The sequence below is a fragment of the bacterium Scap17 genome (assembly GCA_013376735.1).
GTDB lineage: Bacteria > Pseudomonadota > Gammaproteobacteria > Pseudomonadales > Halomonadaceae > Cobetia.
The window spans coordinates 3,250,396-3,277,140 of the sequence record VINJ01000001.1 but is presented as its reverse complement, the minus strand read 5'-3'; the positions used below and the strand labels follow the sequence as shown (position 1 = coordinate 3,277,140).

Genomic DNA, 26,745 nt, shown 5'->3' with positions numbered 1-26,745 from the left:
CGTGCTGCGTACTAGCTCTCCAGCAGCGACATCTGGCGCATGGCGTCTTCGGCTTCCGGGCTATCGGCCGTGGCCTCCAGCACCTTAGTGTAGCCGCGTGAGGCCTGGATGTGGGCGAGGTCGCTGACCCAGGTCATGGCCTGCTCGTGGCTTTCGGCGAGATCGTGCTTCAATCCGCCGAACTGGGTGCCTATCTGGCCCCATGAGCGGCTGACGATCCAGTCGCCGAACATGTCCTGATGCACATGGACCAGAACGTAATCGTGGTGGCTTTCCCAGCGGATGATCACGCGTGACTCCCGAGGCGAAACGATGGTGGCTGGACTCAATCATGAGCTTGTGACGCCCGTTGCGTGCGCCTAAGATGGCACGGCGGCGGGCAAGCAAGCATACCATTGTAATCTTCACGTGCCTTGCGGCAAGGTGTGAAGTCACTCAGGCGCTCATGTTGGCCCGTGAACCCGCAGCGACACTCATTGCCACAGCAAGGAAAGGCAACAGATGCACATCATCGTGGACGATAACGTCCCTCTGGCAGAGGAATTCTTCTCCGAACTGGGAGAGGTGACCTGCATGCCGACTCGCGAGATCACCAATGCCGTCCTCAAGGACGTCGACATGCTGATCTGTCGCTCTACCTTGCGCGTGGATCAGGCGCTGTTGGAAGGAACGCGGGTGCGCTTCGTCGGCTCGCCGATCATCGGCACCGACCATGCCGATCTCGAATGGCTCGCGGCCAACGATATCCACTTCACCAACGCGCCGGGCTGCAATGCCGACTCGGTGGTGGATTACGTGCTGTCGTCGCTGTGGCATCTGGCCGAGCAGGAAGGGCTGGACCTGCAGCTGGACCGCCGCTTCGGCGTGGTCGGGGCCGGTCAGGTCGGGTCACGGCTGGTCAAGCGTCTCGAGTCGCTGGGTGCCGAGGTGCTGGTCTGTGACCCGCCGCGTGCCGCGCTTGAGGGCCAGAGCGATGAGCGCCCCGAGAAGTCCCGCTTCGTGGACCTCGATGAGCTGGTCGCCGAGTGTGATGTCATCTGTGTGCACACCCCGATGGTCACCGGTGGCGAGCATCCGACCCATCATCTGATCAATGCCGAGCGCATCCGCGCCATGAGGCCCGGCAGCGTGCTGCTGAGTGCCGGCCGCGGAGGCTGTGTCGATACCACGGCGCTCAAGCAGCGCCTCAAGGAGCAGGCTGATCTGCTGACCGTGCTGGATGTGTGGGAAAACGAGCCGGATATCGATGCCGAGCTGGCCGCACTGGTGGACATCGCCACGCCGCACATCGCCGGGCATAGCCTGGATGGCAAGATGCAGGGCACCGAGATCATCTATCAGCAGGCCTGCCGTCACTTCGGGCTGCCGGCGCGCCGCAAGCTGGGCCAGCTCAAGCCGGACCCGTGGCTGCGCAAGCTGGTGCTGACGGGTTGGGCGCCGCCGGAAGAGGCGCTGGGACTCTGCGTACGCGCCTGCTATGACGTGCGCCGCGATGCGCTGGGTCTGCGTCGCTATCAGCGTCGTTTCGGCAATGCCGAGGGGTTCGTGCGTTATCGACGCGAATATCCGCTGCGTCGCGAGTTCTCCACATTGCGTGTCGAGCTCAAGAAGAATGCCCGCGAACTGCGAGAGGTGCTCGAGGGCTTCGGCTTCTCCCGCGTCAAGCTGGTCAGCAAATGATCACGGCGTGATTCGCAAGCCGCCCTGCAACGCCCCCGTCAGCCCTGCTGGCGGGGGCGTTCGCGTTGTGGAGGTCGCCTGATGGACGAGAGCCTTGTGGCATGGCTGCATCCATGACCGTTTCGGTCTTCGACCTTGGTCGATATAATGCGGCCCAGATCGCCTGGCGACACGCGCAGGGGTTGGCCTTGACGGCATGCCCCGCCTGACGCTGCGGCGTTGCTCCCCATTCTCCGTGTCTTCTGCCATGCCCGTCACCACGCGGCGTGTCGGCGTCCTCATTTCTTGAAGATGGTGTCCTGAATGCAACCACACCCTGATAACTCTGCTGAGGACGGCGGCTATCGTCCGCCTTCTCTGCTGGATGCCCTGATTCCCATCGTGCTGGTCATCGCCATGCTGGTACTGGCGGTGGTGCTGTTCGGTGCCGATGCCTCCTGGGGGCCGAATCAGGTCGCGCTGCTGTCCGGCGCGATGATCGCAGGGATCATCGGCCTCAAGAATGGCTATCGCTGGAGCGATATCGAGGAGGGAATCAACAAGGGCATCCAGATCTCGCTGGGTGCGATCCTGATCCTGCTCGCGGTCGGCGCGATGATCGGCACCTGGATTCTCGGCGGCACCGTGCCGGCGATGATCTACTACGGCCTGGACGTGATCGCGCCGCAGTACTTCTATGCCTCCGCCTGTCTGCTGTGCGCGCTGGTAGCGCTGTCGGTGGGTAGCTCGTGGACGGTCGCCGGTACCATCGGCATCGGACTGATCGGCATCGCCGATGGCCTGGGGCTGTCCGAGGCGATTACCGCCGGCGCGGTGATTTCCGGGGCCTACTTCGGTGACAAGCTCTCGCCGCTGTCCGATACCACCAATCTGGCGCCGGCAGCGGCCGGCACCACGCTGTTCGCGCATATCCGCCACATGCTGTGGACGACCGTGCCCAGCATCCTGCTCGCGCTGGCAGGCTTTCTGTGGCTCGGCCACGACTCCGTCTCCAGTCTGCAGACGCCGGAGCAGGTCGCCAACCTGCGTGCCCAGCTGGGCGAGCAGTTCAACATCGGCCTGCACCTGCTGATTCCGCTGCTGGTGCTGCTGGTGATGGCCGTGCGTCAGATGCCCGCCTTCCCGGCCATCTTCATCGGCGCGGCGCTGGGCGCGGTCTTTGCGGTCATCTTCCAGCCACAGGCGGTGGTGGGGCTGGCAAGCGTCACTGACATGTCCACCGCCATGGCGCTGCTCAAGGGCGTGTGGATGTCGATGTTCGATGGCTATGTCTCCCACAGCGGTGATGAGGTGATCGACTCGCTGCTCTCCAAGGGCGGCATGAGCAGCATGCTCAACACCGTGTGGCTGATCCTGTCGGCGATGACCTTCGGTGGCGTGATCGAACGCCTTGGCCTGCTGGAGCGTCTGGTGCAGAGCCTTCTGGGCGCGACACGCAACGCCGGTTCGCTGGTCATCACCACACTGGGGACCTGCCTGGCCTCCAACGTGGTGACCGGCGATCAGTACATCTCGGTCATCCTGCCGGGGCGCATGTATCGCGCCGAGTTCCGTCGCCGTCGCCTGGCGCCGGTCAACCTGTCACGTGCGCTGGAGGACTCCGGCACCATCACCTCGCCGCTGATTCCCTGGAACAGCTGCGGCGCCTACATGGCGGCCACTCTGGGTGTCGCGACCCTGAGCTACCTGCCGTTTGCGCTGTTCAACCTGATCAATCTGGCGCTGGCGGTGGCCTACGCCATGGTTGGCTTCAAGCTGGAGCGACTGGAGGACGGTGAGGTCGAGGAGGGTGTGGAGCCGACGCCGCTGGCCGAGTCGCTGGTGCTGGATACGCCCCACGAGACCTCGGAGTCACGCTGACTCAGCCCTGAGGGATAAAGAGAAAAAGCCCGCCACGTGGATCACGTGGCGGGCTTTTTGCTGTCTGCAGGGGCCATTCAGGCCGTGCAGGATTGGCGCAGCTTACTTGTAGGCAGCGGCCTTGAGCGCGGCGATACGGTCATCCAGCGGCGGGTGGCTGGCGAACAGCTGCTCCATCAGCTTGCGGCTCTTGCCGGTGGTGATGGCGAAGGCGGTCATGGTGTCGGGCATCTGGTCCGGCAGCTCATGTTCCTGCTTTAGGCGAGCCAAGGCATTGATCATCGAGCCGCTGCCCGCCAGGCCTGCGCCTGCGGCATCGGCACGGTATTCGCGCCAGCGCGAGAACCAGGCGACGATCATCGAGGCCACCAGGCCCAGCAGCAGTTCGAGCACGAAGACCACGGCCATGTAGCCGAAGAAGCCCAGGCCGCCATTCTCGTCATCGCGCTTGAGGAAGGCGTCGATGGCGTGTGCGGCGATACGCGCGAAGAACATCACGAAGGTATTCACCACGCCCTGGATCAGCGTCAGCGTCACCATGTCGCCGTTGGCGACGTGGCCGATCTCGTGCGCCAGCACGGCGCGCACTTCCTCGGGGCGCATGCGATTGAGCAGGCCGGCCGAGACGGCGACCAGCGCATCATTGCGGTTCCAGCCGGTGGCGAAGGCATTGGATTGCTGCGCCGGGAAGATGCCGACTTCCGGCATCTTGATGCCAGCGTCGCGCGCCAGTTCACCGACGGTGTCCAGCAGCCAGCGCTCGGTGTCGTTCTGCGGCTGTTCGATGATCACGGTGCCGGTCGAGGACTTGGCCATCGTCTTGGACAGAAACAGCGAGATCACTGAACCGGCCATGCCGATGATGAAGCAGAAGATCAGCAGCGCCGTGTAGTTGATGCCGTTGGCTTCCATGTAGCCATCGAAGCCCAGCAGGCGCAGCGTGACACTAGCCAGCAGCACCACCGCCAGGTTGGTGATCAGGAAAAGGGCTATCCGCATCATGGGGTCAGGTCTCCAATGCCAATATATCGGTAGGGCACAATTATCTGCCCGCGATACTGACAGTGAGATGAATCACTGGCGGTGGCGCGGGCAGAAATTGCGTCGATAGTCTGCAAGAACAGTCTGCAAGAACGATCTGCAAGGACGATCTGCAAGGACGATCTGCAAGGACAGCAAGGTATCACCACTGGAGGCGACCTGCGTAGCCCCTTGAGCGCGGGGCCGGGCCGATGTCAGGCCTTGCGGCGTCGTGCCAGGAAGCGGCCGAGGCGCTCGATGGCTTCTTCCAGCTGGTCGGCGTAGGGCAGGGTGACGATGCGCAGGTGGTCCGGATTCGGCCAGTTGAAGGCGGTGCCCTGCACCAGCAGCATCTTCTCTTCCAGCAACAGCTCCAGCACCATCTGCTGATCGTCCTCGAAGGGGTACATCTCGGGGTCGAGCCGCGGGAACATGTAGAGCGCGCCCTTGGGCTTCACGCAGCTGACGCCGGGAATCTCGTTGAGCTTCTTCCAGGCCGCGTCACGCTGGGCCAGCAGGCGTCCGCCCGGCAGTACCAGATCATTGATCGACTGATAGCCACCGAGCGCCGTCTGGATGGCGTGCTGCGCCGGCACATTGGCGCACAGGCGCATGCTGGCCAGCATGTCGAGGCCGGAGATGAAGTCGGCCGCCGGGCGCTTGTCGCCGGAGAGAATCATCCAGCCGGAGCGGAAGCCCGCGCAGCGGTAGCTCTTGGACAGACCGTTCATGGTCACGACCAGCAGATCATCGGCCAGCGCGCCGGTGGAGACGTGCTCGGTACCGTCATAGAGGATCTTGTCGTAGATCTCGTCAGAGAACACCACTAGACCGAATTCGCGCGCGACCTGCAGGATGTCCTTCACCACCGCGGGCGGGTAGACCGCACCGGTCGGATTGTTCGGATTGATCAGCACGATGCCCTTGGTGTGGCTGGTCACCTTGGCGCGGATGTCCTCGATGGAGGGCGCCCAGTCCTGCGCTTCGTCACACAGATAGTGCACGGCGCGACCACCGGCCAGGTTGGCGGCAGCGGTCCATAGCGGGTAATCCGGCGCCGGTACCAGCAGCTCGTCGCCATCATCGAGCAATGCCTGCATGGCCAGCACGATCAGCTCCGAGACGCCGTTGCCGACATAGATGTCCTCGATCCCGACACCCTGGATATCCTTGCGCTGGCACTCCTGCATGATCGCCTTGCGCGCAGAGTAAAGCCCCTTGGAATCACAATAGCCCTGCGCTGTCGGCAGGTTGCGCATCACGTCCTGCAGAATCTCTTCCGGTGCCTCGAAGCCGAAGGGCGCCGGGTTGCCGATATTGAGCTTGAGAATGCGATGGCCCTCGTCCTCGAGACGCTTGGCGTGTTCGAGAACCGGCCCGCGAATGTCATAGCAGACGTTGTCCAGCTTGTGTGACTTGCGAATTTCGCGGGGCTTTCTTTGCTCGGTATCCATGATGCTTTCCGTAGATCTCCGTCACGTAAGGTGTAGGGGCGAGCGTCCAGCATATCGCGGCGCTGGCCTGCCGCGCCACGGCCAAGGGCCAATAGCGTGGTTAAATTTGTGGTTTGAGATGTTCAGGCAGAAAAAAATCCCGCCAGAGATTTTCTGGCGGGATTTTCAACTGGTATTCAAGCGTCCCCCACAGGCGGGGGCCAGGTGAGAGTCGCGTTAGCGCCTTGTTCTGGTAGCGTTATTCGCTGTCTTGCTCACGCGTCTCGGCTCCATCTTCTGTCTCGCCACTGGCTTCCGGCACCGGCTCGGCAGGAATGTCGGCGGGTGTTTCCAGTGTCAGGCGCCCCAGCTTGCCATCGCGCAGTTCATGCAGCAGCACCTCGGCGCCGCGGTGCAGATCGATGATGCCACCGGCACGCAGGCCGCCGCGCTTGCTGGCGATCTCTTCCAGAATCGCGACCCCATTGAAGCCGGACAGCGCCATCAGATCGACCTTGCGCGGGCCGTCACTCTCGACGCGCTCGGCGTCAGGGTTGGCGCTGTAGGCCGGCAGTGACTTCAGCTTGTAGCGTGCGGTCAGCTCCGTGGGGTAGCGCTTGGCCAGCTCCGCCGCGACGATCACTGCCACATCGGTGTAATCGATGGCGGTGTCACGGATCGCGCCGCTGCCGGCCAGACGATAGGCGCTGGCCTGGTCCTCGATCTTCGGCCACATCACCCCGGGGGTGTCGATCAGAGCGATGCCACCGTCGATGCGAATCTTCTGCTGGCGCTTGGTGACGGCGGGCTCGTTGCCGGTCTTGGCGATCTTGCGACCCGCCAGACCATTGATCAGCGTCGACTTGCCGACGTTGGGAATGCCCATCACCATCACGCGCGCATCACGATCGACGCGGATATGGCCGGCCATCTCGCGGCACAGCCGCGGGATCTGCTTGAGATCACGCGCCTCAAGCGTGGTGATCGCCAATGCACGAGTATTGGGCAGGCCATCGAAATACTCGACCCATTCGCGGGTGCGTGCCGGGTCCGCCAGATCGGCGCGAGACAGCAGCTTGAGTACCGGCTTGTGGCGGGTCAGTTCGGACAGCACCGGATTGGTGCTGGAGTAGGGGAGGCGGGCATCGAGGACTTCGATGACCACGTCGATCTCGGGCAGCGCGTCCTTTATCTGACGGCGTGCCTTGTGCATATGTCCCGGATACCAGCCCAGCATGTCGCTTCTCTCCTGCCGTCAGGGGTATGACGGTTGATCTGTCGCCTCTGTCCTGCCTCCTTCTTCCCGCATGCCAGCAAAGGCGCTCATCCATCAGGGATGGCACGACATGGCATGCGGGAGAGGAGGGGACGCGTATGGCGACGCATTCTATCAGAGGCGGCCTGGCCATGGAGGCGCGCTATCCGGTCATCACTGCCCAGCGCTCTCTATCGACTCTTCATGTTTCGGGCGTCAGGCGCGTATCGGCTTGAAGCGTAGCGCGACGGAGTTGATGCAGTAGCGTTGACCGGTGTCAGTCGGGCCATCCGGGAAGACGTGCCCCAGATGGGAGTCGCAGCGGCGACAGCGCACTTCCACGCGACGCATGCCATGGCTGGTATCGAAGTGCTCCTCGACGGCGGCATCGTCATAGGGGCGGTCGAAGCTTGGCCAGCCACAGCCGGAGTCGAACTTGGTGTCGTTGTCGAACAGCTTGGCGTCACAGGCGATGCAGTGATAGGTACCCGGCGTCGGGCTGACTTCGTGATCGCCGGTGAAGGGGCGCTCGGTCCCTGCCTCGCGCGTCACCCGGTATTGTTCCGGCGTCAGTCGCTTGCGCCATTCCTCTTCACTGCGAATCAACTTGTCCTGAGTCTGCGGGTCTTGTTCGCTCATGATCTCTACTCTCTATCTATGCGTTTCTCGAATGCGTGCTCGCGCGAACCTGCAAGCAAATTCTCCTGCGCGGCAATTCGAAAAGAGTGGTTGTCGGTCTTCACGCAAACCCGGTACATACCCCAAGAATGCGGGCGTCAGGGCGTGACCACAAGCATGTGGTGGATGTACTTGGCCAACGCCGGAAAAATCCTGTTGAAGCAGGGGGTTGACGAAGGGGGAGGGGCTTTGTAATATACGCGCCACCTCGACGAGGCAAGAACGTTACGTCCCATTCGTCTAGTGGTCCAGGACACCGCCCTTTCACGGCGGTAACAGGGGTTCGAACCCCCTATGGGACGCCACTTTCTTGCAGCGTAGAGACCGGAGTGCGGGAATAGCTCAGTGGTAGAGCACAACCTTGCCAAGGTTGGGGTCGCGAGTTCGAATCTCGTTTCCCGCTCCATTCGGAACAAGTGGTGTGACAAGGTCGCGAGCTGGTTCGCCAGTCCGATCGAATCTCGTTTCCCGCTCCAGTGTGTCCCATTCGTCTAGTGGTCCAGGACACCGCCCTTTCACGGCGGTAACAGGGGTTCGAACCCCCTATGGGACGCCATCTTCGGTCTTGTGTGGTCGCATGATCTGCTTGTGTTGCGGGAATAGCTCAGTGGTAGAGCACAACCTTGCCAAGGTTGGGGTCGCGAGTTCGAATCTCGTTTCCCGCTCCAGTACGTCCCATTCGTCTAGTGGTCCAGGACACCGCCCTTTCACGGCGGTAACAGGGGTTCGAACCCCCTATGGGACGCCATGCAGAGCATGATGGTGTGGCAAGCCAGCAGTAAGACAGATGTCGTGGTCACAGGATCATGACACCCGGTGCGGGAATAGCTCAGTGGTAGAGCACAACCTTGCCAAGGTTGGGGTCGCGAGTTCGAATCTCGTTTCCCGCTCCAGTACGTCCCATTCGTCTAGTGGTCCAGGACACCGCCCTTTCACGGCGGTAACAGGGGTTCGAACCCCCTATGGGACGCCATTCTGTTTTACGCCGCAGTTTTTGTGTTTCGACAGGCGGGAATAGCTCAGTGGTAGAGCACAACCTTGCCAAGGTTGGGGTCGCGAGTTCGAATCTCGTTTCCCGCTCCAGTCGAAAAGTGCAACGATAGGTCGCGAGCTGGAACGCCAGTCCGATGGTAAGCCAGTCCGATCGAATCTCGTTTCCCGCTCCAGTTGAATGTGACGTTGCAAGCAAAAGCATGACATAGCAATACGCCATCGCCTGACAGGCACGATCATCGTGTTACGTCACTGGCGATTTTTTTGTGCCTGGAATTCCTCTCCACCCTGTTCTGCACCTCTCGCTGGTGCTGTCCCCCGTGTGATTTTCTCTCTCTGCTTGTTTCCCGTGGCGCACTAATGCCTTTCTGCCGTGTGTCTGATGTGGCAGCGCCGAATGCGTTACCATGCGCATCCAATATCTTGCGTCTGATTTTCATGTTCACGTACTGCGAAGCAGTGCCATCACTGTTGCGCAATTGTTCTCAGATGCGTCTTTTCTGCTGTGCTGGCTGACAGCGTCAATCGATTACAGGTGTCCGATGTCACGACCTGCCTTGTCTATCCGTGGCCTGACCAAGGTCTACGGCAACGGTTTTGAGGCGCTCAAGGGGATTGATCTTGACGTCCCCGAGGGCGATTTCTTCGCGCTGCTGGGCCCCAATGGGGCCGGCAAGTCCACGACTCTCGGCGTGGTGAGTTCGCTGGTGCAGAAGACTGCAGGCAAGGTCGAGATCTCGGGAATCGACATCGACAAGGACTTCTCGAAGGCCAAGTATCACCTCGGTGTCGTGCCTCAGGAGTTCAACTTCAATCAGTTCGAGAAGGTGCAGGACATCGTGATGACCCAGGCGGGTTATTACGGCATGCCGATGAAGGAAGCGCGTCCGCGTGCCGAGCGCCTGCTCAGGGACCTCGGCCTGTGGGACAAGCGCGAAACCCCGTCACGCATGCTGTCCGGTGGCATGAAGCGCCGTCTGATGATTGCCCGCGCGCTGATCCACAAGCCGCGCCTACTGATTCTCGATGAGCCGACGGCCGGGGTGGATATCGAGCTGCGTCGCTCGATGTGGGAGTTCATGCGCCGCATCAATCGTGAGGAGGGCACTACCATCATCCTCACCACGCATTATCTGGAAGAGGCCGAAAGCCTGTGCCGCAACATCGCCATCATCAACCACGGCGAGATCGTGCATAACACCAGCATGCGTGAGCTGCTCAAGGAGCTGGATGCGGAAACCTTTCTGCTTGATATTCGTGAGCCGTTGAGTGAGGCGCCGGCAATTGACGGCTTTGAGGTGTCCTTGAGCGATTCCCAGCAGCTGGCGCTCGCCGTGCGCAAGGGGCAGTCGATCAATACCGCCTTCGCGGCGCTGGATCGCGCCGGTATCACCGTGGTGTCGATGCGCAATCGTGCCAATCGCCTCGAGGAGCTGTTCGTCGACCTGGTCGAGCGCTCCAATGCCGAAAGCGGTATCGCCTCCAATGTTGCCAAGGAGATCACGCAGTGAACCCCCGTCAGCTATGGGTGGCTCTGGTCACCATCGTCGTCAAGGAAGTCCGTCGTTTCACGCGCATCTGGCCGCAGACGCTGTTGCCGCCTTCCATCACCATGACGCTCTATTTCGTCATCTTCGGCAATCTCATCGGCTCGCGCATCGGCACCATGGATGGCATCAGCTACATGGATTACATCGTGCCGGGGCTGATCATGATGTCGGTGATCACCAACTCGTATTCCAACGTGGCCTCGTCATTCTTCTCCAACAAGTTCCAGCGCAGCATCGAGGAACTGATGGTCTCGCCGCTGCCGTCCTGGATCATCCTGCTTGGCTACATCATCGGTGGCGCCGTACGCGGTCTGGGGGTCGGCATCATCGTGACCGCCGTGGCCTTCCTGTTCACGGACCTGGATATCCATCACCCCATCCTGACCGTCGTGGTCGTAGTGCTGACGGCGTTGCTGTTCTCCATAGGTGGCTTCATCAATGCGCTGTTCGCGCGCAAGTTCGATGACATCTCGATCATTCCGACCTTCGTGCTCACGCCGCTGACCTACCTGGGGGGCGTCTTCTATTCCATCCACATGCTGCCGGAATTCTGGCAGACGGTGTCGCTGGCCAATCCGATCCTCTACATGGTCAACACCTTCCGCTATGGCATTCTGGGGGTCTCGGACATCAGCGTCGGCCCGGCGATGGCGGCTATCGTGGCCTTCATCATCGGCCTGTTCGCCTTCGCGCTGTGGCTGCTGGAGCGTGGCAAGGGCATCCGCAGCTGAAGATGTCGCCCAGACGATGATGGTAAGATGCGCGCTATCGCGCCAGTGCATGCAACGCCGGCTTCTGCCGGCGTTTTGCTATCTGCGCCCCTGATATTGCTGCATCATTGACCTATTTCACAGGAGGGCTGTCATGGCTCACCCCACTGCCGTCAACGTGCCCGACGAAGCGCGCCCCGAGACCCTCAAGGATGCGCCGCTCGGACGAGAGTCCGCCTATCCCGAGCATTACGATGCCAGCCTGCTGTTCCCCATCGCGCGGGCAGCCAACCGAGGGCCCATCGGCATCGATGACGCGGCGCTGCCGTTCGTCGGGGAAGATGAGTGGCACGCCTTCGAAGTCTCCTGGCTGGACGAGGCTGGCAAGCCGTGGGTGCGCGTGGCCCGTTTCCGCCTGCCGGCAGCCTCGCCGAACCTGATCGAATCCAAGTCCTGGAAGCTTTATCTCAACAGCCTCAATCAGAGTCGTTTCCCCGATCAGGCAGCGGTGCAGGCAACGCTGGAGCGTGACCTCGCCGCCGCGGCCGGTGCGCCGGTCGAGGTGCGTCTGCTCGAGCTGGATGATGCCGAGCTGGACGTCGGGCGTCTGCCGGGGGAATGCCTCGATGACCTGCCGATCAGCGTCGAGCACTACACGCCGTCGCCGGACCTGCTCAGCGCCGATGACACCGACATCGTCAGCGAAGACCTGCACAGCCACCTGCTCAAGTCCAACTGCCCGGTCACCGGCCAGCCCGACTGGGGCAGTGTGTGGATCCATTATCGCGGCCCGCGTATCGATCGCGAGCGCCTGCTGGCCTATCTGATCAGCTATCGCCAGCACCAGGATTTCCATGAGCACTGCGTCGAGCACCTGTTCGTCGACCTGATGGCGCGCGTGAAGCCCGAGTCCTTGCTGGTGATGGCGCGCTATGTGCGACGCGGCGGCCTGGATATCAGCCCGTGGCGTGCTACGCCAGATCTCGAGGCAGAGGCCCGTGCCAGCCTGCCGCTGCGTCTCTCGCGTCAGTAGTTCTCTCTATGCTCATGTCGCCTGATCGGCTTGCCAATCAGGCAGATAGCAGCGAGTGATGAGACGACGTACCGGCGACATGCTAGTGTGAGAATCATTCTTATCTTAAGTCTGTGACAGGAGAGACGATGGACGCGCTGACGTTACTGCATGAACGCAATTCCATGGGCAAGCTGATGGCGCCGGCCCCGAGCGAGACACAGATGGAGGCCATCTACCAGGCCGCCTTGCGCGCGCCGGACCACGCCGAGCTGACGCCCTGGCGCTTCATCGAATTCACGGGCAGCGGGCTTGAGCGCCTGGGTGAACTGTTCGCCGAGGCCGAGCGCAACAAGTCGCCGGCGGGTGACGAGGCCGCCCAGGCCGCCGCCAGCAAGAAGCCGCTGCGTGCGCCGATGGTGATCGCGGTGATCGCCAGGGTCACGCCGGACCACCCCAAGGTGCCGCGTGTCGAGCAGGTGGTCAGTGCCGGCTGTGCCGCTCACGCCATGCTGTATGCCGCTCAGGCCCAGGGGCTCGGTGGCATGTGGCGCACCGGTGGCTACGCCTTTGACCCCATCGTGCACGCAGGGCTGGGCATGGGCGACCAGGATGAGCTGGTCGGCTTCCTCTATCTCGGCACCCCGGGCGGACGCCTCAAGCCATTGCCGAACCGCAACAGCGCCGACTTCGTCGAACGCTGGCAGTGAGGCGCTGAATGAACGAGCCGTCGCGCTTGAGTGGTGAGGTCTGGCCACCGTTGCCTTTGCCGCGTGACGGGCAGGGGCGGTCGGGCAGTCTCGTGGCGCCGGTCAGCGACGACCTGTCACGGTTTCGTGGCTGGCTGACGCAGGCGATCCCGCTGGCCGCTCATCTGGGGCTTGTCGAGATGCAGTGGTCAGAGCCCGAGCGTGCGACGGGTCAGCTGAGCTGGCATCTGCATCTGCCGCCCAATCTCAATGACAAGGGCACGGCGTTTGGCGGTGCCATGAGTCTCGAGGCGACCCTGTGTGGCTGGAGCTGGCTGACGCTCTGGCTGCGTGCCCGCGGTATCCAGCGCGATATCGTGGTGTCGCAGGCCAGCCAGCAATTTCTGGCTCCGGTCAGTGGCGACTATCACATCCTCTGCGCGCCGGATGACATGGCGGCGCTGCACGAGGTAGGCGAGCGCCTGGCGGCAGGACGGCGAGCACGACTGTCGCTGACCCAGCAGCTGTGGTGTCAGCTCGAAGGGCAGTCCGCTCCGCGACTGTGTTTCGAGGCCCGTGGCGATTACGTAGTGCTGGGGCCGTGATGACGAGCACGGCCTCGGGCCAATGCGCGGGCTGAGAGTGCAGGTTGAAAGCGCAGGGCGGAAGTAGAGTGAGATCGCTGACGCTATCTATCTGAAAGTTTTTGGAAAAAAGGCTTGCGCCACTCGAAGGTTATCGATAATATACGCCGCGTTCTCAAGGGAAACACGACGCAGTCGGGTGACCAATGAGAGCGCTGATCTGGAGGGGTGTCCGAGTGGTCGAAGGAGCACGCCTGGAAAGTGTGTAAGTCGAAAGGCTTCGAGGGTTCGAATCCCTCCCCCTCCACCAGATTCAGAAAAGCCCGCATCTCACGATGCGGGCTTTTCGCGTTTCTGAGGGGGCTGTCGAGCTCGCACTACAGCGTCTGTCATCCTGAGCTGTTATCATGCCCGCCTTCAGACTCACCCCATCGCCTGTCGAACCTTCCCCGAACACCTGATCGACACTCATGACGCTGTCATGCCGTCAGTGGCGTGCTCGGGTGACGTCAGGCCCGCCTCCGGGATGCCCAAGGCACGAGATGGCGTGAGGCAAGACCGATTCCGCCTGCAAGAGGACACGAGATGGCTCGTATTGCCATGGCACGCCACATTCTGGTGAAGACCGAGGCCGAGGCGCAGCGTCTCAAGCAGTCACTGGAGCGCGGCCAGCCGTTCGAGAAACTGGCGAAGAAGCACTCCACCTGTCCCTCCGGCAAGCAGGGCGGTGATCTGGGCGAAGTGCGCCCCGGCCAGATGGTCGGCGGCATTGATCGCGCCATCTTCAAGGGGCCGCTCAATACCCTGCAGGGGCCGCTGAAGAGCAAGTTCGGCTATCACCTGCTGGAAGTCTTCTTCCGCGGCTGATGCCTGCCAGGCCTTTGCGGCTCCCCGTATCTCCCGGCGCCAGCGTGACGCTTCGTCACCGCCCACCTTTTTCATTTCAAACGGATATTCCCTCGTGATCTCTACCGCCAATCTCACCATGCAGTTCGGTGCCAAGCCGCTGTTTGAAGACGTCTCCGCCAAGTTCGGGCGTGGCAATCGCTACGGTCTGATCGGCGCCAACGGCTGCGGCAAGTCGACCATGATGAAGATTCTCGGTGGCGATCTGGAGCCGTCCGGTGGTCATGTCATGCTCGAGCCCAATACCCGTCTGGGCAAGCTGCGCCAGGACCAGTTCGCCTATGAGGAATACACGGTGCTCGACACCGTCATCATGGGTCACGAGCGTCTGGCCGTGGTCAAGGCCGAGCGTGACCGCATCTACTCGCTGCCGGAGATGAGCGAGGAAGACGGCATGAAGGTCGCCGACCTCGAGGTCGAATTCGCCGAGCTGGATGGCTACACCGCCGAAGCGCGTGCCGGTGAGCTGCTGATGGGCCTCGATATCCCCATCGAACAGCACCTGGGGCCGATGAGTGAAGTCGCGCCGGGCTGGAAGCTGCGCGTGCTGCTGGCGCAGGCGCTGTTCTCCGATCCTGACGTCCTGCTGCTCGATGAGCCGACCAACCACCTGGACATCAACACCATCCGCTGGTTGGAAGGCGTGCTGACCGCGCGTTCCAGCACCATGATCATCATCTCCCACGACCGTCACTTCCTGAACAGCGTCTGCACCCACATGGCGGACCTGGATTACGGAGAGTTGCGTCTGTTCCCGGGCAACTACGACGAGTACATGACCGCCGCTACCCAGGCGCGTGAACAGCTGCAGGCCGACAACGCCAAGAAGAAGGCACAGATCGCCGAGCTGCAGTCCTTCGTCAGTCGCTTCTCCGCCAATGCCTCCAAGGCCAAGCAGGCGACCTCGCGTGCCAAGCAGATCGACAAGATCCAGCTCAACGAGATCAAGCCGTCCTCACGTGTCAGCCCGTTCATCCGCTTCGAGCAGACCAGAAAGGTCCACAACAACGCGGTGATGATCGACAAGCTCGCCAAGGGCTTCGACGGCAACACCCTGTTCGAGAACTTCAGCTTCACGGTCGCCGCCGGTGAGCGTGTCGCCATCATCGGCCCGAACGGCATCGGCAAGACCACGCTGCTGCGCACCCTGGTCGGCGAGATGCACCCGGACGCCGGTGAAGTGAAGTGGACCGACGCCGCGGACGTCGGCTACTACGCGCAGGACCACGCCCATGACTTCGCCAACGACATGAGCCTCTATGACTGGATGGCGCAGTGGACCGGCGGCGGCGAGCAGGTCGTGCGTGGCACCCTGGGTCGCATGCTGTTCTCCAATGACGACATCCAGAAGTCGGTCAAGGTCATCTCCGGTGGCGAGCAGGGCCGCATGCTGTTCGGCAAGCTGATCCTCAAGCAGCCCAACGTGCTGGTGATGGATGAGCCGACCAACCACCTGGACATGGAATCCATCGAGGCACTCAACCTCGCGCTGGAAAACTACCCGGGCACCCTGATCTTCGTCAGCCACGACCGCGAATTCGTCGGCTCGCTGGCCACCCGCATCATCGAGCTGAAGGCCGATGGCGTGGTCGACTTCTCCGGCACCTATGACGACTACCTGCGCAGCCAGGGCGTCATCGTCTGAGGCGCGCCGTGACTGGCTAGTCTGTCCGGTCTGACAAGACACCCTCATCGTCTCTGACGGTGGGGGTGTCTTGTTTCCCATCTCCGGCCGCTGGCTGCGGCAGGCTTCTGGTAGAATGCCGGCCCGCGTGTGTCTGCACAGCCGATTTCCTTTCCTTTCTTCGCTTCACGGAGTGTCCCGCATGGCCACATATGACGTCATCATCATCGGCGCAGGCGCGGCAGGCCTGATGTGTGCCGCCACGGCAGGCTATCAGGGCAAGCGCGTGCTGGTGCTGGACCACGCCAACAAGGCCGGCAAGAAGATCCTGATGTCCGGCGGCGGGCGCTGCAACTTCACCAATCTGGATGCCGGCCCCGCCAACTTCTTCTCACGCAATCCGCATTTCTGCATCTCGGCGCTCAAGCGCTACACGCCGCACCATTTCCTGGAACTGGTGGAGCGCCATGGGCTGGAGCACGTCGAGAAGAAGCCGGGACAGCTGTTCTGCGCCGATTCCGCCAAGGACCTGCTGGCGATCCTGCTGACGGAGTGTGAATGGGCCGGGGCGGAGATTCGCCTGAGTACGCGCATCACCTCGCTGGAGCGCGCGGGCGAGGGCATGCGGGTCGAGACCAGCAATGGCACGCACACGGCGGGGCGCGTGGTGGTGGCCACCGGCGGCATGTCGATCCCGACGCTGGGCGCGACCGGCTTCGGCTACGACATCGCGCGCCAGTTCGGGCTCGAGGTCACCGAGACCTACGCGGCGCTGGTGCCGTTCACGCTGACCTCCCAGTGGAAGGAGCGTCTGTCACCGCTGTCGGGGCTTGCCTGTGACGTCAGCGTCACCGCCGGCAAGGGCCAATATCGCGAACCGATGCTGATCACCCATCGCGGGCTGTCCGGTCCTGCGATGCTGCAGGCCTCCAGCTGGTGGACACCCGGTCAGCCGCTGGACATCGACCTGCTGCCGGGCGTGGATGCCTACGCCGAGCTGCTGGCCCTGCGTGAGCAGCATCCCAGACGCCAGATCGGCCCCTGGCTTGGCGAGCGCCTGCCCAAGCGCCTCGCCCAGTCGCTGGTCGAGTGGCAGGACGCCGATGCCGGCCGCATCAGCGAGCGCAGTCTCGCCGAGCTCTCCAACGCGCGTCTCGAACAGTTGGCCAAGGCGCTCAATCACTGGCAGCTCAAGCCCGCGGGTACCGAAGGCTGGCGTACCGCCGAGGTCACCATGGGCGGCGTGGTCACCGATGCCATCTCGCAGAAGGACTTCAGCGTGCGCGATCTGCCGCAGCTGGCCTTCATCGGCGAGGTGCTGGATGTCACCGGCGAACTGGGCGGCTACAACTTCCAGTGGGCGTGGTCTTCGGCGGTGGCTTGCGGCCTGAACTGCTGACCGGCACCTTCTCGCCACTGGCTGCGCCTCACGCCATCTGCTGGCGGATGGCGGGCAGGCGCTGCTCGACCAGCGCGACGAAGGCCTCGATCACCGGACGGGCCGGTGTGGTGGGGTAGTGCAGCTCCAGCGGTACTGCGCCGAGTGCCGGGCGCAGGGGAATGAACTGGCAGCCATCACGTTGCAGGCGGCGAATGCAGCCGGGCGCGATGGCGACTCCCAGTCCCGCCGCCACCTCACTGAGCAGTGTCTGCATCAAGGCCGGTTGGCGCTGGATGCGTGGTGAGAAGCCGGCATCGCCGCAGGCACTGATGATCTGATCGAACAGCCCCGTCGCCTGCCCGCGCTGAAACAGCACGAAATCTTCCTGCGCAAGCTCGCTGAGGGCCAGTCGCTTGCGGTGCGCCAGACGATGCCCCTCGGGCACCACCGCCATCAGCCTATCCTCGTAGACCGCCAGGGCGGTCAGGCTGTCACGCTGCTCGCTGGGAAGCGGGCGCGACAGCCCGATGTCGATTTCGTCACGCGCGAAGGCATCCAACTGCTGCTGGGCGCTCATCTCATGCAATGACAGGCTGACCTCGGGATGGTCGCTGGCGAAGTCGCGCATCAGTCCGGGCACGAAGCTTGCGCAGGCCGAGCTCATGTAGCCGATGCGCAGTGTGCCGGTCTGGCCGCTGGCAGCCATCGCCACGCGCTTGCGTGCCTGCGCCTCCAGCGCCAGCATGCGCTGCGCTTCTTCCAGCAACGCCTCCCCCGGTGCCGTCACCTTCACTTCCCGCGTATTGCGCCATAGCAGGCTGACGCCCAACTCGGCTTCGAGATCGGCGATCTGGCGGCTGATGGCGGGTTGCACGGTATGCAGCTCGCGGGCGGCGGCCGAGAAGCTTCTGTGCGTCGCCACCGAGACGAAGGTTTTCAGTGTGCGGAGTTCCATGCCGGCCCTCGTGGTTGATTGATGTCTAGTCAGTATAAGTCATATCAAGTATTGTCATTTCTATTATAAGCCTGCACTCGCTAGTCTGAAGGCCTGCCAAACCTCCCTTCGTCAGTCTCTGCCGTCTCGCCTTGCCTCCTGTCTCTGGCTGCTTGCCGCTGGCCTTGCCTCGCAAGCACGCAAGCACGCAAGCAAGCACGCGAGCAGGCGGGGCGCGTAGCGGCTGACAGGAGGGTTCTGAATTCGAGTGGAGCCAATATGACGACATCAACGAGTGGAGTGGCCGCGCAGGATACGTGCGGACCCTCACAACCGCTTTCTGCCGGCGGCCGTTTTACGCTGCTGGCCATTGCCTGTCTGACCATCATGGTGGGCACCGTGGTCGCGCCGGGGCTTCTGAGCATCGCCTCGGCGCTTGAGGTGGAGAGCCATGCCAGCTGGCTGATTACCCTGCCATCGCTGGGCGCGGTGCTGTTCGCGCCCATCGCCGGGCGCATGATCGATCGTGTCGGTGCCTATCGCTCGCTGGTGGGCGGGCTGTTCCTGTATGGCGTGCTGGGCGCGGGCGGCGCACTGCTGGAAGGCACCGTCGTCGTGTTTGCCGATCGCATCCTGCTCGGCGGCGTGACCGCCGTGGTGATGGCGGGCGGCACCACGCTGATCTCCGAGTGGTATCACGGCCATGCGCGTCTGGCGATGATCGCCCAGCAGGGCATGTCCATCGAGCTTGGCGGGGTGATCTTCCTGTTCGTCAGTGGTGTGCTGGCGGGTATCGCCTGGCAGTGGCCCTTCGCCCTCTATCTGCTGGCCTGGGTACTGCTGGCCATGCTGTGGATGATGGTGCCGAAACAGTCGCCTGAAGCGCCTGCCGAGGAGAGCGGAAATGCCGGCGGTGAGGCCTTGTCCTCCTCGCTGATCAGCGTCTACCTGGCCGCGGCCATCTCGTTGACGCTGTTCTTCACCGCCATCGTCATGCTGCCGATGCGCTTGAATCTGCTGGGGCTGGATGAAGCGGCCACCGGTATCTTCCTGGCGGGCATTTCGCTGGTCGCGGTGGTCGCGGCGATGCTGATGCCGAAGGTGTCGCGTGCCCTGGGTGAGATGCCGACGCTGGTGCTGGCCTTCCTGCTCTATGCCGGCAGCCTGTTCCTCTTCCAGCAGGCCGAGAACATGACGCTGATGAGCGTCGGTGCCGTGTTGTCCGGCATGGGCTTCGGCTTCTCGATCCCCTTGCTCAACCACATGACGGTGGAGCGCAGCCACACCTCGGTGCGCGGTCGCAATCTCTCCTACCTGACGATGGCGATCTTCCTGGGACAGTTCCTGACGTCCTTCCTGGAGTTCCTGCCCGGTGACGGCAGCAATGTCTTCGGCGCCGCCGCCGTGCTGGGGCTGATCTTCGCGGTGCTCTATCTGGGCGTGTATCTGCTCAAGCGTGACAGCCGCAGCGCCTGATCGTGGCAGGAGTCACGGAGCTGCACGCTGCAGAGACGAAAAAAGCCCCGCCACCTGAATGTCAGGTGGCGGGGCTTTCGCTGTAATACCGTGATCATTTGTCGAGCAGTATTCTCAGACGGCGAATCATCACCCAGCCCATCAACCCGCGCTTGAGCAGGCTCAGGCCCTTCTTTGGCCGGAACCCGCCCCGCGCCGCGATCAGGCCGCCCACCAGTACCAGCGGGCCGCGGTATTGCTGGACCTTGGCCCAGCCACGGTCGATGGGGGCGGTGGCTTCCTTGAGATCGTGCATCGCATGGCTGACATCGAGACGCTGCTGACTGATGCGTGCCTCGAGTTCCGCACGCCGGACATCACGCGGATGTGCACGCCCACGCCGGTTCCCCTGTACCGGGGGCAGCGTGGGGTCGCGTCGCGTGAGGGACTGTCTGGAAGAACTCATCTCGCCTCCTTGGCAGACACTGGCAGGCGGGGCATCAATGGTTTTCGCGTTGGCGCTGGCGTTCCAGTGCGTCGGCCCGCACATCCTTGAGGCTGTCGCTGTCACGGCTCAGGTTGCTGAGCGTGGAGCGCAGCAGGCTGCGCTGGGAAGCGATCACCTTGACGCGCCAGGCGATCAATCCCCCCAGAGTCAGCAGGATGCCGCCGCTCAGGGCGATGGCCAGCAGGCGATGGGTATCCCAGAAGGCCACGACCACCAGCAGGATCGCCAGACCGATGCCGAAGCAGATCAGCATCAGGGCGATACCCGACAGCAGCAGCATCACGAACAGCCGTTCGCGCTCTTCCTCGAGCTCCAGCACGGCGAGACGCAAGCGCGTCTCGCCACTCTCGACCAGACTCGCAGTCAGACGTCGGATGGCGCCAAGTACGCGTTCAACCGGCCCTTGCTCCTGCATCAGCGACGGCCAAGCAGCATGCCGACGACGACACCGGCGGCCGCGCCGATACCGACACTGGTCCACGGGTTGTCGTGCACGTAGCGATCAGCGCAGTCCACGGATTCGCGCGCGCCGGCGGCGAGGCGATCGCCCTGGGCGCTGAGGCGGGCGCGGGTGGCTTCCAGGCGAGTCTGGGCGCGGGCGCGGGCTTCCTTCATGCTCTCGCGGGAATCTTCAGCCGAGGCGTGCAGCAGTTCCTCGACGGTCTGGGACAGATGGCGCAGATCTTCCTTCAGCTGGTCGGTGTTGGCACCGGTCGCGGAAGTGGTGTGATCGCCGATCTTTTGCATAGCCATGGTGTAACTCCTTCCCGTATGTCGAATCAGATTTCGCGAATGGTGAGCGCGGTGTTGTCTGCGCTTGACTCTCGAACTCTCTCTTCCCTGGGGCGCCGCAGGCGGCAGGGCATGACCTGAATCCGCTTGCGCGAGACTTCCTGCAAGCATCGTCAGCACGTCGTCATGACGCGTCTTGCGTGGTCATGCACAAGTCGTGGGGGTCGAACGCGACAAACACAAGGGCAAGACACGCACAGAGCACGATATCGCCATGTCGCGTGCGGGAGGCATGATCTGGATCATGGATGTGCCACTAGGTCTACATGGGCAGTCCACATGGGCGGTGCATACGGGCGGGGTAGATGGCAAGACGGGCAGCCTGGGCTGCCCGTTGCGAGAGGGTCATGCGAGTGCTTGCGTCAGCACTCTTTGATCAGAATTTCTGGACCAGGTCTCTTTATCAGGTCTCTTTATCAGGTCTCGGGCGAGCCGGCGAAGAAGGTATTGATCGAGAAGCCCAGGCCAAAGCGATTCACGCTGTGGTCGTAGTCGATCAGGCTCTCACCGTAGCCGTGGTAGTACTGCACGTAGCCACGTACCTTGCCGAACAGCGGGAAGGAGTAGTCGAGCTGGTTGCCGTAATTGCCCTTGGAAGGGTTGCCACGCACCATCCAGGTGACTTCGTGCTGATCCGCGGTATAGCCGACCGTGATGTCGCCGTAGCCGATATAGTTGTAGAGATCCGGGTTGTCGTCTTCGTCGGACTCCTCCGGCACGCGCCAGTGCGGCGTGACCGCGATGGCCCAGTCGCCATTCTGGAACATCATGTCGGCGTAGACACGGTTCCAGCTGCGCGACAACGGGTCGGAACGGCCATTGGACTGATGCGCGAAACCGATGCGGTTGCGGGTATTGGTCCAGCCGAACAGCTCATAACGATTGTCGAATTGCAGGAAGGCTTCCGGTTCGTAATTGGTCTCGCGGAACGGCGCCGAGGCATCGGAGTTGTAGGCCTGCCACCAGCTGCGCTGGGTATAGGCGAAGAACACGTCGCCATTGTCACCGAAGATGTCATCCATCAGCTCGACCTTGAGGCTGAGCTGATATTTCACCTCGGTCTTGTCCACTTCGCCTTCCCGGGTGACTTCGGCAAAGCCGTTGGCATCCGGGTTGGTGTTGTAGGCCCAGGGCAGCAGGTAATTGCGCTTGTAGGCGGTGATGGCCAGCGGATTCTTCTCGGCATCGTCCTCGAGAACGACACGCTCCTTGGCACGCTGCTGGGCCAGGCTTTCATCGAGGGGCGCATCGATGCTCTGGCCTTGTGCCTGCTCGATCTCGGCCGCTTCCGCCGAGTAGCGCTCGTCATCCGCGTCTTCGCGGTTGGAGAGGAAGACCTGCTCGGTACGCGGGTCACTCTCGACGTCCTCCGCCGTGCCCGGTGCAGACGCCGCCATCTCGCGCCAGTCAGCCTGGCTCATGGCACCCGCGCGGGCCTGGGCGGCAGTCATGCCCAGCGCTTCGGGAGCGAAGCGTTTGCCGTTGGCCAGTACCACGCGTCCCTCGGCATCCATGGTGTAGGGCACGTCGGCCGCTGCCGGTGCGGCGGCACCCAGCAGTACTGTGGCCAGCACTCCCGAGAGGCGTGCAGGTACGGACCGGAATCCGATGGAGGCAAGGCGGAGGGGCATGGAAATATCCTGTCGGTTACACCGCGGCGGGGGAGCAGCGCATTATGGAGCAATGTTCATGACATGTCTGCCATTCTACTGGTGACGCTGTGTCCGGTTCCAGCACGAAGATTCCGACAGGTGCGTCGCCTCGATGCGACGATGTATGTCGCTCACGTTGGCCTGAAAGCACCGCTTTCTCGCCCCGTCATTCTTTGCTGCATTTTCTCGTTCATTCTCCCCCTCATCCTTTGCTGGGCGCCCGCCGGCAGACGTTTGCCGACAAGGATTGCGCGGGATGCAGCGCCAGTCGACAATGCGGCCCTTGCCCGCGTTTGCGGCCTGCCACGATGCCATCCTGCATGGCTGGCGGCGGCCTGGCGGGGCAGTAGAGCCGATGAAGAAGCGCGGTGGTGACCATTGAGGAGACAGCTGTGACAGGTAACAAGTCCTTGAGACTGATGGTGTTGGCAGGCGCCTTGCTGCTGATGGTGGTGCTGGCTTGGGTGCCGGCCACGGCCAGTGCGGACGCCCCGAAGCGTGCTGATGTCCAGACTCAGCTTGAAGACCTGCAGAGCGTCGAGAAACCGGATGCCGACACCCGTCAGCGCATCGCGGACCTCAAGGATACCCTGACGGTGCTCGACGACATCGCCGAGGCCACCAGCAGCCTGAATTCCCTCAAGAGTGAGGTCAAGGAGGCGCCGGCGGAGTTGGCGAAGGCGCAGGCCGAGCTGGCGCGCCTGCCTCAGGACTACACCCCGCCCAGCATCGCCTCGCTGGAAGACGAGTCGGTCGAGGCGCTGGACAAGCGCATGACCTCGATTCTCGACTCGCTGCAGAACCTGCAGGACCGGCTGGCCGATACCAACCGGCGCCTGATCAATGCCCAGAGCCTGCCGGAGCGTTCACGCTCGACCCTGGCCGATGCTCAGCAGCAGGTGCAGCGCCTGCAGACCCAGCTGGGTGGCAGCGGCGATGCCGACCTGTCCGGCACCGGGCGTGACCTGATCGAGGCCCGTCTGGCATTGGCCGAGACGCGTGGCGAGCTGAGCCATTCAGAGCTCAATTCAAGCTCCCTGCTGCGTGAGCTGGCCCAGGTGCGCAAGACTCTCTACAGCCGCCAGATCGCCAATCTGGAGCAGGACCTGGAGCAGGTCCAGACGCTGGTCAACGACAAGCGCCGCAACCAGTCCGAGCAGACCATCGCCGATGCCACCAGTGGCGAGAATGCCGCACTGGCCGACAACCCCATCTTCCAGCAGGTGCTCAACCGCAATCGCGAGCTCAGCAGCCAGCTGCTGGCGATCACCGATCGCGTCAACGCCGTGATTCGCGACGGGCTGGAGGTGCGCACCCAGCTTGATCGCGTCACCCAGGTCGAGCGCACCATGAGCGAGCAGATCGAGGCCATCAAGGGCAGCGTCCTGCTGGCACGTATCCTTCGCGAGCAGCAGAGCCGCCTGCCGCAGGTCGATGTGCGCAAGGACTTGAAGGAAGAGATCGCCGACCTGCGCCTCAAGCAGTTCGAACTCAACAAGGTGCGCGAACAGCTCGCCGATATTCCGGGCTATCTCGATTCGCACGTGCTGGGCGAGGCCGCGGCGCTGGAGCGCCCCGGCGGCAATACCGATGTCAGCCAGGTCAGCGCCGAACTGCGTCAGGCGCTGATCGGTCAGCTGGAGGCGCGCAAGGAGCTGGTCGACAAGCTCGACAAGGAATACGACAGCCTGTTGGCACGTGCCATTGACCTGCAGCTCAACCAGCAGCAGTTGCTCGAAGTCTCCGGACGCCTGCGCCAGACCATCGAGGAGCAGCTGTTCTGGGTCGCCAATGGCAAGCCACTGGATCTGGAATGGCTGTCACGCACCCCGGAAATGCTTGCCGAGGAGCTCAAGCCCACCGTCTGGCGCGGCGTGGTGGCGGGGCTGTCCAAGGGCTTTCAGCTCAATGACCTGTGGGTGGCGCTGCCGGGCTTGCTGCTGCTGATCTTCATCACCTGGAAGCGTTCACGCATCCGCGCGCGCCTGGCGGATCTGCATGCCCAGATAGGGCGCCTGAAGCAGGACACCCAGCTGCATACGCCGCGCGCCATTCTGCTCAACGTCCTGCTGGCCATTCCCGGCGCGCTGGCGCTGGCCTTGATTGGCGGTGTGCTGTCGCTGGGTGAGGGCATCATGCTCTGGGCGCTGGGCCAGGCGCTGTTGAAGCTGTCGCTGGCGTGGGGCATCTTCGCCATCTTCCGCCGGCTGCTGGTCAAGGACGGCGTCGCCGAGCGTCACTTCCAGTGGCCGGCCACCTACGTGGCGGAGTTGCGTCGCCATATCTGGTGGCTGGGCTTCGCGCTGCTGCCGGTGGTGCTGACCACCAACATCATCAGCGAGGCGGACCTCAATCTGCTCGAGCGTCCGCTGGGGCTGGCCATTCTGTTCGTGGGCCTGATGGCGATGAGCTTCTGTCTCTCGCGGCTGATCCTGGCGCATGTGCCCTTCTTCGGGCTCAAGCTGTTCCGATTGATTCTGGGCCTTGTGATGGCGTTGGTGCCGGTGGCGCTGGGCGTGCTGATCTGCCTCGGTTACGAGTACACCGCGCTGCGCCTGTGTGGCCGCTTCATCACCACCATCTTCCTGTTCGGGGCCTGGATTCTGGTGGAAGCCACCGTGGTGCGCGGTCTGGCAGTCGCCGCGCGGCGACTGGCCTATCGTCGCGCCGTGGCGCGTCGCCGCGCCCAGGTTCAGGAGGGCGCCGAGGGCGGTGTCGAGGTGGTGGAAGAGCCGCCGCTGGACATGGAACAGGTCAACTCCCAGTCACTGCGTCTCTCGAAGCTGATCCTGGTCATCAGCTTCCTGGCGATCTTCTATGTGGTGTGGGCCGACCTGCTCAATGTGCTCAGCTATCTCGACAGCGTGGTGGTGTGGGAAATCGCCGCCTCCGTCGAGGGTGATTCGGCGACGCCCATCTCGCTGGCGGACCTGATCGCGGGCATGATCACCCTCGCCGTGGCGGTGATGATGGCGCGCAACCTGCCGGGCCTGCTGGAGGTCTCGATCCTGTCGCGGCTCGAGCTCAAGCAGGGCTCCAGCTACGCGATCACTTCGCTGCTGTCCTACGTGATCATGGCGACCGGCTTCGTGATGACATTGGGCAGCATGGGCGTCAGCTGGGACAAGCTGCAGTGGCTGGTGGCGGCGTTGAGTGTCGGGCTGGGCTTCGGTCTGCAGGAGATCTTCGCCAACTTCATCTCGGGCCTGATCATCCTGTTCGAACGCCCGGTGCGCATCGGCGACACCATCACCATCGGCAATCTGCATGGCACGGTCAATCGCATCCGGATCCGCGCCACCACGGTGACGGATTTCGATCGCAAGGAGATCATCATCCCCAACAAGGTGTTCGTCACCGACCAGCTGATCAACTGGTCGCTGTCGGACAACGTCACGCGGGTGGTGCTCAATTTCGGTGTCGCCCATGGCAGTGATCTGGATCTGGCGCATCGTCTGCTGATGCAGGCCGCCCAGGAAAACAAGCGGGTGCTCAAGGATCCGGAGCCGCTGGTATTCTGCCTGACCTACAACCAGGACAACTTCGGTTTCGAGCTGCGCATCTACGTCAATGACCTGACCGATCGCCTCTACGCCACCGATGAGATCAATCGCTGGGTCGATGCACGCTTCCGCGAGCACGGGCTCAAGGTCGCCTTCCAGCAGATGGATGTCTGGCTGCATCGCGCCGATGGCACCGAGCGCCTCGTCGAGCAGCGCAGCGCCTCGGCGGAGCCATTGCGCCCCGCCAGCGGCTCATTGGAAGGCAGCGAGACGGAAAGCACGGAGTATCAGAGCAGCGAGCACCGGGAAGGTGGTGCACTGATCGCGCGCCGCAAGCCCGCCGAGGGTCTGGCAGGCCGTGAGGACGCCGGGCTGCGTGAGGCCGCACCGGATGCCGATGGCGCTGACGGTGGTGGAGATGCCGGCGGTGGTGGAGATGCCGGCGGTCGCTGACGCTGAATCCTCTCGCTCATCTCTTGGATTGCCGCATGGCATCACGCACAAGGCGCCCCGTGGGGCGCCTTGT

The 26,745-nt window shown here is 63.0% G+C and carries 22 protein-coding genes and 9 tRNA genes; 21 read left to right on the top strand and 10 right to left on the bottom strand.

The features are described 5' to 3' along the window. Nucleotides 1–11: 11 nt before the first annotated feature. Nucleotides 12–290, bottom strand: a complete 279-nt coding sequence (locus FLM52_13915; protein NVN56862.1) for a WGR domain-containing protein — start codon at nucleotides 288–290, stop codon at nucleotides 12–14. A gap of 211 nt (nucleotides 291–501) precedes the next feature. Here FLM52_13915 and pdxB point away from each other — a divergent pair, with 211 nt between their 5' ends. Together pdxB and nhaC are read left to right on the top strand one after the other, a co-directional pair. Next, nucleotides 502–1,680, top strand: a complete 1,179-nt coding sequence (gene pdxB / locus FLM52_13910; GenBank protein ID NVN56861.1) for a 4-phosphoerythronate dehydrogenase PdxB — start codon at nucleotides 502–504, stop codon at nucleotides 1,678–1,680. 303 nt (nucleotides 1,681–1,983) lie between these two features. Then, nucleotides 1,984–3,540, top strand: a complete 1,557-nt coding sequence (gene nhaC, locus FLM52_13905) for a Na+/H+ antiporter NhaC (protein ID NVN56860.1) — start codon at nucleotides 1,984–1,986, stop codon at nucleotides 3,538–3,540. A 102-nt stretch (nucleotides 3,541–3,642) separates the two neighbouring features. On the opposite strand, the gene htpX is transcribed toward nhaC, so the two are convergent. From htpX to msrB, 4 genes are all read right to left on the bottom strand, one after another. Beyond that, complete coding sequence (htpX, locus tag FLM52_13900) at nucleotides 3,643–4,542, bottom strand: protease HtpX (protein NVN56859.1); 900 nt, start codon at nucleotides 4,540–4,542, stop codon at nucleotides 3,643–3,645. A 233-nt stretch (nucleotides 4,543–4,775) separates the two neighbouring features. Then, on the bottom strand, nucleotides 4,776–6,014 hold the full coding sequence (locus FLM52_13895) for a pyridoxal phosphate-dependent aminotransferase (protein NVN56858.1): 1,239 nt from the start codon (nucleotides 6,012–6,014) through the stop codon (nucleotides 4,776–4,778). 238 nt (nucleotides 6,015–6,252) lie between these two features. Continuing rightward, nucleotides 6,253–7,230: a ribosome biogenesis GTPase YlqF gene (gene ylqF, locus FLM52_13890; protein NVN56857.1), complete on the bottom strand. Its 978-nt coding sequence runs from the start codon at nucleotides 7,228–7,230 to the stop codon at nucleotides 6,253–6,255. A 234-nt stretch (nucleotides 7,231–7,464) separates the two neighbouring features. After that, complete coding sequence (gene msrB, locus FLM52_13885; protein ID NVN56856.1) at nucleotides 7,465–7,887, bottom strand: peptide-methionine (R)-S-oxide reductase MsrB; 423 nt, start codon at nucleotides 7,885–7,887, stop codon at nucleotides 7,465–7,467. Nucleotides 7,888–8,155: 268 nt separating this feature from the next. Between msrB and FLM52_13880 the strand changes: the two genes are divergently transcribed. The 17 genes from FLM52_13880 to FLM52_13800 all read left to right on the top strand — a co-directional run bounded on the left by FLM52_13880 (nucleotide 8,156) and on the right by FLM52_13800 (nucleotide 17,393). Next, nucleotides 8,156–8,231: transfer RNA gene (locus FLM52_13880), tRNA-Glu, on the top strand. Between the two features lie 26 nt (nucleotides 8,232–8,257). After that, nucleotides 8,258–8,332: transfer RNA gene (locus FLM52_13875), tRNA-Gly, on the top strand. Nucleotides 8,333–8,406: 74 nt separating this feature from the next. Further along, nucleotides 8,407–8,482, top strand: a tRNA-Glu gene (locus FLM52_13870). Nucleotides 8,483–8,519: 37 nt separating this feature from the next. After that, nucleotides 8,520–8,594: transfer RNA gene (locus tag FLM52_13865), tRNA-Gly, on the top strand. Nucleotides 8,595–8,598: 4 nt separating this feature from the next. Beyond that, nucleotides 8,599–8,674 (top strand) — tRNA-Glu (locus FLM52_13860). A 70-nt stretch (nucleotides 8,675–8,744) separates the two neighbouring features. Beyond that, nucleotides 8,745–8,819, top strand: a tRNA-Gly gene (locus FLM52_13855). Nucleotides 8,820–8,823: 4 nt separating this feature from the next. Further along, a tRNA-Glu gene (locus FLM52_13850) sits at nucleotides 8,824–8,899 on the top strand. 35 nt (nucleotides 8,900–8,934) lie between these two features. Further along, nucleotides 8,935–9,009, top strand: a tRNA-Gly gene (locus FLM52_13845). A gap of 452 nt (nucleotides 9,010–9,461) precedes the next feature. After that, nucleotides 9,462–10,430 carry an ABC transporter ATP-binding protein gene (locus FLM52_13840; GenBank protein NVN56855.1) on the top strand — a complete coding sequence of 323 codons (969 nt, stop codon included), beginning with the start codon at nucleotides 9,462–9,464 and terminating at the stop codon, nucleotides 10,428–10,430. Next, the gene (locus tag FLM52_13835; protein NVN56854.1) at nucleotides 10,427–11,200 is read left to right on the top strand and encodes an ABC transporter permease; all 774 of its coding nucleotides are present in this window, start codon (nucleotides 10,427–10,429) and stop codon (nucleotides 11,198–11,200) included. The genes FLM52_13840 and FLM52_13835 overlap by 4 nt, the downstream gene beginning before the upstream one ends. Before the next feature lie 133 nt (nucleotides 11,201–11,333). Next, nucleotides 11,334–12,212: an NADPH-dependent 7-cyano-7-deazaguanine reductase QueF gene (gene queF, locus FLM52_13830; protein ID NVN56853.1), complete on the top strand. Its 879-nt coding sequence runs from the start codon at nucleotides 11,334–11,336 to the stop codon at nucleotides 12,210–12,212. A gap of 128 nt (nucleotides 12,213–12,340) precedes the next feature. Further along, nucleotides 12,341–12,901 (top strand): nitroreductase, encoded by a 561-nt coding sequence (locus FLM52_13825; protein ID NVN56852.1) that lies wholly within the window; start codon nucleotides 12,341–12,343, stop codon nucleotides 12,899–12,901. A gap of 8 nt (nucleotides 12,902–12,909) precedes the next feature. After that, on the top strand, nucleotides 12,910–13,485 hold the full coding sequence (locus tag FLM52_13820; GenBank protein ID NVN56851.1) for a thioesterase: 576 nt from the start codon (nucleotides 12,910–12,912) through the stop codon (nucleotides 13,483–13,485). A 201-nt stretch (nucleotides 13,486–13,686) separates the two neighbouring features. Next, a tRNA-Ser gene (locus FLM52_13815) sits at nucleotides 13,687–13,774 on the top strand. Nucleotides 13,775–14,049: 275 nt separating this feature from the next. Continuing rightward, nucleotides 14,050–14,331: a peptidylprolyl isomerase gene (locus FLM52_13810; protein ID NVN56850.1), complete on the top strand. Its 282-nt coding sequence runs from the start codon at nucleotides 14,050–14,052 to the stop codon at nucleotides 14,329–14,331. 94 nt (nucleotides 14,332–14,425) lie between these two features. Further along, the gene (locus tag FLM52_13805) at nucleotides 14,426–16,015 is read left to right on the top strand and encodes an ABC-F family ATPase (GenBank protein ID NVN56849.1); all 1,590 of its coding nucleotides are present in this window, start codon (nucleotides 14,426–14,428) and stop codon (nucleotides 16,013–16,015) included. A 181-nt stretch (nucleotides 16,016–16,196) separates the two neighbouring features. Then, complete coding sequence (locus tag FLM52_13800) at nucleotides 16,197–17,393, top strand: NAD(P)/FAD-dependent oxidoreductase (GenBank protein ID NVN56848.1); 1,197 nt, start codon at nucleotides 16,197–16,199, stop codon at nucleotides 17,391–17,393. A gap of 28 nt (nucleotides 17,394–17,421) precedes the next feature. On the opposite strand, the gene FLM52_13795 is transcribed toward FLM52_13800, so the two are convergent. Then, complete coding sequence (locus FLM52_13795; GenBank protein ID NVN56847.1) at nucleotides 17,422–18,330, bottom strand: LysR family transcriptional regulator; 909 nt, start codon at nucleotides 18,328–18,330, stop codon at nucleotides 17,422–17,424. A gap of 258 nt (nucleotides 18,331–18,588) precedes the next feature. On the opposite strand from FLM52_13795, the gene FLM52_13790 reads away from it, so the two are divergent. Beyond that, nucleotides 18,589–19,785, top strand: a complete 1,197-nt coding sequence (locus FLM52_13790) for an MFS transporter (protein ID NVN56846.1) — start codon at nucleotides 18,589–18,591, stop codon at nucleotides 19,783–19,785. Between the two features lie 94 nt (nucleotides 19,786–19,879). Here FLM52_13790 and FLM52_13785 read toward each other — a convergent pair whose 3' ends face one another. The 4 genes from FLM52_13785 to FLM52_13770 form a co-directional block, all read right to left on the bottom strand. Further along, entirely contained in the window at nucleotides 19,880–20,314 is a 435-nt protein-coding gene (locus FLM52_13785) for a hypothetical protein (protein NVN56845.1), read from the bottom strand. Further along, nucleotides 20,265–20,687, bottom strand: a complete 423-nt coding sequence (locus FLM52_13780; GenBank protein NVN56844.1) for a hypothetical protein — start codon at nucleotides 20,685–20,687, stop codon at nucleotides 20,265–20,267. Before FLM52_13780 ends, FLM52_13785 begins: the two co-directional genes overlap by 50 nt. Beyond that, nucleotides 20,687–21,025: a DUF883 family protein gene (locus tag FLM52_13775; protein ID NVN56843.1), complete on the bottom strand. Its 339-nt coding sequence runs from the start codon at nucleotides 21,023–21,025 to the stop codon at nucleotides 20,687–20,689. The genes FLM52_13780 and FLM52_13775 overlap by 1 nt, the downstream gene beginning before the upstream one ends. Before the next feature lie 455 nt (nucleotides 21,026–21,480). Further along, nucleotides 21,481–22,485 (bottom strand): phospholipase A, encoded by a 1,005-nt coding sequence (locus FLM52_13770; GenBank protein ID NVN56842.1) that lies wholly within the window; start codon nucleotides 22,483–22,485, stop codon nucleotides 21,481–21,483. A 650-nt stretch (nucleotides 22,486–23,135) separates the two neighbouring features. Between FLM52_13770 and mscK the strand changes: the two genes are divergently transcribed. Continuing rightward, nucleotides 23,136–26,672, top strand: coding sequence for a mechanosensitive channel MscK (gene mscK, locus FLM52_13765; GenBank protein ID NVN56841.1), 3,537 nt, complete (start codon nucleotides 23,136–23,138; stop codon nucleotides 26,670–26,672). The last annotated feature ends 73 nt before the right edge of the window (nucleotides 26,673–26,745 follow it).